Here is a 4,763-nt window from a genome sequence, read left to right as displayed (position 1 = left end):
AAAGTCTTGATGCGCTCATCATCTTCCTTAGCAACAGCATCCTTGAGGTCTTTGATCAAGCCTTCCAACTTGGTCTTGTCAGCAGCGGGAACCTTGTCACCCAAATCGCTGAGTTGTTTTTCAGCTTGGTATGCCAAAGAGTCGGCTTGGTTTTTGCGATCGATCTTTTCGCGACGTTCCTTATCAGCAGACGCATTTTGTTCGGCTTGCTTAACCATCCGCTCAACTTCATCTTTCGGCAGAGTCGAAGCACCGGTGATGCTGATAGATTGAGCTTTACCAGTACCCTTATCCTTAGCCGTGACGTTGAGAATACCGTTAGCGTCGATATCGAAAGTCACTTCAATTTGAGGTACGCCACGAGGAGCTGGCGGAATTCCATCTAAGCGGAAAGTACCCAAACTCTTATTATCGTTGGACATTTCCCGCTCACCTTGCAGAATGTGGATTTCCACATTCGTTTGACCGTCAACAGCAGTCGAGAAAACTTCCGACTTCTTGGTAGGAATGGTGGTGTTGCGAGGGATAATCTTGGTCATCACACCGCCCAAGGTTTCTACACCCAGAGACAGCGGCGTCACGTCAAGCAGCAGGATGTCTTTCACTTCACCAGCGAGAACGCCAGCTTGAATTGCCGCACCAACTGCTACTACTTCGTCGGGGTTAACGCTTTGGTTGGGTTCTTTACCCATCGTGCGGCGCACCAACTCTTGCACGGCGGGAATCCGGGTAGAACCACCTACCAACACTACTTCATCGATCGCAGATTTGTCGATTTTGGCATCGCGGATCGCATTTTCCACCGGAATGCGGCAACGATCGATCAAATCCGAACAGAGTTCTTCAAACTTAGCCCGCGTCAGCGTTACATCCAGGTGTTTCGGCCCTTCCTGAGTTGCGGTGATGAAAGGCAGGTTGATTTCTGCTTGCGTAACGCTAGACAATTCAATCTTCGCCTTTTCAGCAGCTTCCGTCAGACGTTGCAGTGCTTGTTTGTCTTTCCGCAGTTCAATTCCTTCATCTTTCTTGAATTGTTCTGCCAAGAAGTCAACGATTTTCTTGTCGAAGTCATCACCACCCAGGTGAGTATCGCCAGAAGTTGCCAGCACTTCAAACACGCCGTCGCCAACTTCCAGGATAGATACGTCGAACGTACCGCCACCCAAGTCAAATACTAGGATGGTTTCGTTGCTCTTTTTGTCCAGACCGTAAGCCAGAGAAGCAGCGGTAGGTTCGTTGATAATCCGCAGCACTTCAACACCGGCAATCTTACCCGCGTCTTTCGTAGCTTGACGCTGAGAGTCGTTGAAGTAAGCGGGAACGGTGATTACTGCTTGGGTAATCGTTTCGCCCAAGTATTTGCTGGCATCGTCTACCAGCTTACGCAGAACTTGCGCGGAAATTTCTTCAGGAGCGAATTGTTTGCCTTGTGCGGGACAGTCGAGTTTAACGTTGCCGTTACCGTCGCGCAACACTTTATAAGATACTTCGGTAGCTTCGTGGGTAACTTCCTCAAAGCGACGACCGATAAAGCGCTTGACGGAGTAGAACGTATTTTCCGGGTTCATTACCGATTGGCGCTTGGCGATTTGACCGACGAGGCGATCGCCATTTTTCGCGTAGGCTACGACGGAAGGTGTAGTCCGAAAACCCTCTGCGTTGGCAATTACTGTGGGTTTGCCACCTTCCATTACAGCCACACAGGAGTTAGTCGTACCTAAGTCAATTCCAACTACTTTTGCCATAAGAGCTTTCCGGTTCCATTAACTACAAAATTTTTCCATCTCGATTTATCAGCCGAATCCAGGGGGAGTGTAGGAGTCCAAACTGAGATCGCCGAGTCGATCGAGCAGCGCTTTCCAGCTTCAATACTGTGATTCAAAGAAAGACTAATCTCTATACTGATCGCGAGAGTGCCTTCTCTTGAAGGGGGGTTTCCCGTACCTTGGGGGGACGGTTAGCCTTCAGGAGAGGTTGTGCAGCTGTCATCGCTTTACATCAGTCGATCGCTGTCACTAGAACTAATAGTAGGCACATCCACCGACTTGGGGTTTAGGGCGAACCGTAATCAATTAGTCGTGTTTGCCGTCTGAATGGGAGTTTTGGCAGATCGGAAATCAGGTTTTTGTACGAAAAGTTGACACTTTGAGCTTGGTTTAACTGTAAAAAAGCCGGTTTCTGGCCTTAGTGCCCGATCTGAGTAGGGGCGAAGTATTTCGGCAACAATCGATCGCTCAAAACCCTATATTTTTCCTCCAAATACTTCGCCCCTGCACATCACTAAAATATAAACGTGGTTCGGAGCAATCCCATCCAAATCGGAGAGTTTTCTGCATTATGCTCTGGATTCGTAATTACAAAAAATCCCGGAGTGATAGAAATTCTATCATTTACCGGGTAGCTATAAGATAACTCAAAATGTAAAGAAGTATCCCGATCTTCACGTTCAAAAATATCATTATTTATCACTTTTGGTGGCATACCAAAAACAAAATTTAATTGACTGCCTGCTTTCCCTAAATCTGATAAAAAAGCGGTAAATGCCCAACTCCAAATATCCGCTTGAGAACCCGCATAACCATTTAAACCACTAACGCTGGGAGAACCCTCAGCTTTAGCATTAAAGTAACTAAGCCAACCACCTAATATTAATTTACTACTGAGTTTGTAAGTAAATTGTAAGCCAAAAGCATCGGAGGAAGTCGCCGTACTTTCACCAAAAGGTAATTGAGCGAATGTGCTGCCCTTACTCCCAGTTATGTTAATAGTTGCACCTGGTTCCGGAGCATAATAATGGCCGTAAGTAAAAGCAACCCCAATTTGCTCGGATGGAGTATAGCTTACTTGAGTCAAGACGGTATATTGACCATTAAACAGCCCCTCTTTCACTTTGCTAGCAGAAGTGGTTAAATAAGTGATACCAGCAGCTAGGTTGTCAGTTAAATTATAATAAATTATTCCACCACTACCAAAAGCAAAAGAGTAAATAGGACTTACTGCACCAAAATTTGATATCGCGCTAACAGGATTAAAAACCGGAAAAATGCGAGTGGGAAAGTCCGCAACAGGAGCAATAGATATTATCCCGCGCTTCCCTATAGGAAATTGATAAAATAATGACCCTAACCGCACATTATTATTAGTATTTATTCCCCCGACCAAAAGAGTCATTTCTGTGCCAGTTACATTACTACCCAAACTGTTAATATTCCCTGCTACCACTTGAGTTCGTAGCCTATCTTTACCAGTAAAACTCGTATCAAAAATAAGTATTGTTGCTGCTGATAGAGTTAAATTTTCCTTTAATTCTTCGTCAGAGTGACTTTCTGGAGAAACTGCTTTTTTGTCACCAAAAGCAGTAGTTACATCCCACAGCCCTATACCCCGTAAAACTGTAGTAGGACTAAACTGATGCTCTTGGAGAAAATTTACTCGCTGTGACACCTTGTCTATTTTGGCCGTAATATTTTGAAGTTCTGTAGCAAATTCTGCTTGCAATCTTTCGATAACGACCAAATCTTCTTGCTGAGGAAATTTATTATTTAAACTTTCTATTGAACGTCTAATACTCTGTAGGCAAGTATTTAAGCCAACCGCAAATTCATAACGTGTCATAGCTCGATTGCCCCGAAAATTTCTCCCAGGGAAAGCACTAATACAGCGATATTTTTCTACTAAATTACGTAATGCTTCGTAAGCCCAATCGTCAGAAGTAACATCTTCCAACTGATGGACATTGGTGATGTTTTCGCCCAAGTTAGGAGGAGAACTGCTATATAGTCTTTCGATTTGCTGAACAGGAGTTTGTGAAACTTTAGGTTCTGAATTAGAACTTACTAAAGGGAATTCATTCTGAGAGGATAGTTGGTCAACTAAAGGCGTGTAAATTACATTTGAATTACTTAAAGATTCTGACCCAACAGGATTTGAGTTGAAATTTACTTGGGCGAGGACTGGAGATAAAATTAGTAAATTCCAACTCAGTATTACTGAGGTGATAGGAAATGACACATTCAAGTTTTTCATAATTTTTTGACTGGTTAATTTCACAACTACAACCGCTTTGAGTATGCACAGCGAGTGCATCACAATTTCTGCAACTTTAATAAGGTCGAAGTTTCAATTCATTATTGACAGCTTCTATCGCTTTTTGGGAGACATTTTCGGGAATTTTTGTGTACTCTAACTCCTCATTAAATGTTTGACCCTTAGTTAAAATCCAGAGCAATAAGTTTTTAGTTGCTTTCAGTGTATCTTCGTTGAGATACTTTTTATAAACTAGCAGCCAAGTTAAACTCACCAAAGGATAACCCTCTTCTGGATCTTTGATATCTTCAGTGGTTAAATCATCATTAAACTTGACATTCGCTAGGGCTTTCTCGGTTTCTGCTAGAGTGGGTTTAACGTAACGACCAGTCTGATTTTCAATACTGGCAATAGAAAGATTGTTCGTCTGAGCAAAGTTGCTTTGGACATAGCCAATCGCACCATTAATTCTACCTATTTCTCCCGCTATTTGACCATCTTCAGTCAAGGCAGAAAATACCTTAAATCCCCAATTAGGGTTTCTACTGGCTGGGACTTTTCCCGCCGTAATTTTGTTTAAGTATTTAGTGAGAATAAAGCTAGTACCGCAATTGTCAGCACAAACTACCACTTGGATTTTTTGATTGGGAAACTTTGTATTAAGTTGTTGCCAATTGGTAATTTGACCTGTAAATATTTTTACCAGTTTATCACGGGATAATTTGACCTCGCTTGTC

Annotated in this window: 3 protein-coding genes; all 3 read right to left on the bottom strand. The window is 43.1% G+C overall.

Translation table 11 applies throughout. The features are described 5' to 3' along the window. A partial coding sequence (gene dnaK / locus H6S82_RS18760; RefSeq protein WP_191056541.1) for a molecular chaperone DnaK occupies positions 1-1,745 on the bottom strand: 1,745 nt, incomplete at its 3' end. 535 nt (positions 1,746-2,280) lie between these two features. Next, a complete protein-coding gene (locus H6S82_RS18755; RefSeq protein WP_322111949.1) occupies positions 2,281-4,050 on the bottom strand; it encodes an iron uptake porin in 1,770 nt (589 codons plus the stop codon). 52 nt (positions 4,051-4,102) lie between these two features. Continuing rightward, positions 4,103-4,763, bottom strand: a 661-nt coding sequence (locus H6S82_RS18750) for a substrate-binding domain-containing protein (RefSeq protein WP_191056540.1), incomplete at its 5' end; no start/stop codon positions are given.

Origin of the sequence: Planktothrix sp. FACHB-1355 (genome assembly GCF_014748295.1) — a bacterium.
Lineage (GTDB): Bacteria > Cyanobacteriota > Cyanobacteriia > Cyanobacteriales > Aerosakkonemataceae > Aerosakkonema > Aerosakkonema funiforme_A.
The sequence above is the reverse complement of the archived record's forward strand: the minus strand, read 5'-3'. Positions and strand labels throughout refer to the sequence as shown.